At 35.7% G+C, this 3044-nt stretch carries 2 protein-coding genes and 1 pseudogene; 2 read left to right on the forward strand and 1 reads right to left on the reverse strand.

Annotation, left to right across the window (positions count from 1 at the left end; translation table 11 throughout):
- Nucleotides 1–361: replication/maintenance protein RepL (locus tag BPMYX0001_RS28620; protein ID WP_006097638.1), on the forward strand; the 361-nt coding region annotated here is incomplete at its 5' end.
- A 39-nt stretch (nucleotides 362–400) separates the two neighbouring features.
- Here BPMYX0001_RS28620 and BPMYX0001_RS28625 read toward each other — a convergent pair.
- Nucleotides 401–1699 carry a plasmid recombination protein gene (locus BPMYX0001_RS28625; RefSeq protein WP_006097639.1) on the reverse strand — a complete coding sequence of 433 codons (1299 nt, stop codon included), beginning with the start codon at nucleotides 1697–1699 and terminating at the stop codon, nucleotides 401–403.
- A 1142-nt stretch (nucleotides 1700–2841) separates the two neighbouring features.
- On the opposite strand from BPMYX0001_RS28625, the pseudogene BPMYX0001_RS33555 reads away from it, so the two are divergent.
- Nucleotides 2842–3044 (forward strand): annotated as a pseudogene (locus BPMYX0001_RS33555) (replication protein); the annotation flags it as partial.

A 3044-nucleotide genomic window follows, 5' to 3' on the forward strand; every position in this document is an offset into this window, starting at 1 on the left:
AATGACAAAACAGCCATTTGCTAGTAGTTTGTTATTTTTTATATTAGAACATATGGACAACCGTAATGCTTTAGCTTGTTCATATTCAGTTTTTGAAGATTATTTCGCAAAATCAAGAATGACGATTTACAGAGCAATTAAAATCCTTGAAGAAAATGGTTTTATTGATGTATTAAAAATGGGCACATCAAATGTTTATGTAGTTAATGAAAATCTTGCATGGACAGATAAAAACACAAGTAAAAAATTCGCAAAATATGACGGAAAAATCCTTGTTAGTAAAAAGGAAAATAAAGATTATCAATATAGAAACCAATTCGATAGATTCAAAGCCTTACGCGAAAGAGAAGGGATAAAATAGAACAAAAAAGCGATCCCCCTTACAATAGGTATCGCTTTTTTATCGCCCCCTGTCCATGTCATGTTCTTTCTGTTTACTTTTGCTTTTCATTTCTCTGTTATGCTCACGTTCGAACTGATTGTCTATACCTTTTATATCCAATTCATTTTTGATAAGCCCTCTAAACGCCTCAAATTGCTCTTTAAAGACTTTTTTTGTTTGTTGGTATAAAACCTTTATGTTCGCTTTCAAATCACGTATATGAGCCTTCAAATAGTGTATATCGCCCTTTAATGAACCGATTTCAAGCGTAGCTGACGCCAATTCCTTTTTTAACTGTTCATTTTCCTTCGTTTTTTGATAGACTTCCTCACGAAGATTTTTATTTTCCTGAACTAGATCCGTTGTCTGCAAACGCTCATAATCTTTTTTTACAGTGACAGCTGCACTTACCAAATCTTCCAGATATTTAACTTGTTTTGGTGTATAAACATAATTACCTGTTTCTTTTTCAATGATGTCAGGTTTCCCAATAAATTTAGGTTTCACCTCTGTCTTAATCTCTTTCTTTTTACTCTTTAGATTCATTTTCTTTTCAGGAACTTGCTCACTAACTTTCACAAGTTCATCTTTCTTTTTGGCTATTTTTTCTTCTAGCCATTGAATTTCCCTTTCTAAATCCTTTTTTTCTTTGTACTCATTGACATCTTTATATTCATTTGAACCAACTAGTTTTCGTTCAATGCCACGCTCTTTCAATATTTTTTCTAACAACTTTACTTCTTTTTCTCGCCAATCATCAAAAGGACGAGTTTTATCTAGTGCTGAATCTTGTTGCATAATGGCTCGGTCAAATGATACTTGCTTTTCAAGTCCTCGCTTATATCCACTCGCCACAGGCACAAAATTTAAATGCATATGAGGGCTTGTCTCGTCATTGTGAATGACCGCATTATAAACTTTTAAATTAGGATTTCGTTTCTCAAAATCCTTGAACCACTCTAACAAAATTTCATTTGCTCTTTTATAATCGGCATTGCGAATGAAGTCGTTTAAATCACCCACTTGAATGATCATTTCTTGCTGAAGCGAAGTTTTCTTACTGGACTGAATGTGCTTATAATAATCCTCAATTTTTCTATCAGATCGTTTTTGTTTGGCATTATATTTCTCCAACGCTTCTCCGAACTCTTCTTGATACAATTCCTTTAAATCTTTCTGAACAAGATATTTATTTTCATCAGAACGTGAATAATCAATATGCGAATTTCGCTCTTTTTCCTTCTCGCTTATTGTCCTATTATTGTGTTTGATATTGGTTTTGTTCGTTGCCTTTTTCAAAGAAACTGACATGCTCATGACGAATCAACTCCTTGCTCCCACTATACCAAAAGCTTTGTTACTTTGGCAAAGTAACCTTTTCTGTATTGTGACATTCCGCTCCGCTACACATCACAATGAAAAGGGTCTGCGACGCTTGGCGGCGGTGCCGCGCCATGCCCCGCATGGCAAAGAAAAAGACCTCGGACTTTGTCCGCACCTACAAGGGGAACTCTTCCCCTTGACCCCATCAATCGAACTCCCCAACCCCTCAATCCTTGAGGGGCTCCCTCGCCGGTTGGCAGGGTCAAAAGGGTACCTTTTGACAAACCACCAAAGGGTTGCATAGTTAGTGTGTCAACTCCTTATCCTCCCGTCCCCTTACGGGTTCGGTCCGGTACCGTTGACACACACCATGTAACTACCTCTTTTCATTCACTTTCCTTTTTCTATATTCAAAAAAGGAAAGCAAACCAATAGCTAACACAAAAATACTAATTGGAATATAAAGAGGACAATCCGATTTCACATAACCTCGTGTACAAATGAAGGCTACAACTAAAATTTCAAAACAAAATAGTAATCTAATATTTTTTAATAAATTCATATAAAACTTCCTTTCTTCTTTAATAACAATATACTAAATTTACCAATCTAAAAAGAAATCTCCTTGTTTTTGGGTGTGAGTGCTGGCTGGGGGGGTTGGGGGCTAGCCCCCAGGAATTTAACGTAACTGAATATGGAGTAAGCTTGTTGCTTAGAACGATAGAACTGGCGGTTCGGCGGGTACAATTGCTAGTCCAAGTCGAGCAACCTAAGTCCTTGTTTTTGGTCTGTTCGGCTTGGCGACATACCAACCCCCGCCGAATTTCGGAATGCAATGGAGGAAAGGTGGAGATTTTTTGAGTGGGTTTCTCAAAAAATACTACCTAACCATTGTATGGAGAAAAGCCCTACTAGGAGATATAGAAAGAGACAGGCTAAAAACCTTGATAAATAAGGCTTTTTAAAGAGCAAATGTAACATAGCTTGTGATACATAAATGTAACATAGCTTGTGATACATATTTGTTACAAGATGTAACAAATAATTATTTACATGCCTATTTATTTGTTATACGATGTAACAAAGTTGATACATAAATGTATCATAGCTTGTGATACATAGGAGGGAATAAAAAAATGGTATCAGAGGTGTTGCAATTGGATAATCAAGAAGAAAAAAAGATTACAGTTGAATTAACAAGCGAAGAATTGAACAAAATTCAAAAGTTACTAGAGCTTGAAGAAGAAAAAGAGAAAACAGAAAAGCAAAAAGAAGAAGAAAAAAAGAACTATAACTTTATACAATTGTATCGTGATAACATGCCTGAATTACGTTGGTT

Source organism: Bacillus pseudomycoides DSM 12442 (assembly GCF_000161455.1).
Classification (GTDB): domain Bacteria; phylum Bacillota; class Bacilli; order Bacillales; family Bacillaceae_G; genus Bacillus_A; species Bacillus_A pseudomycoides.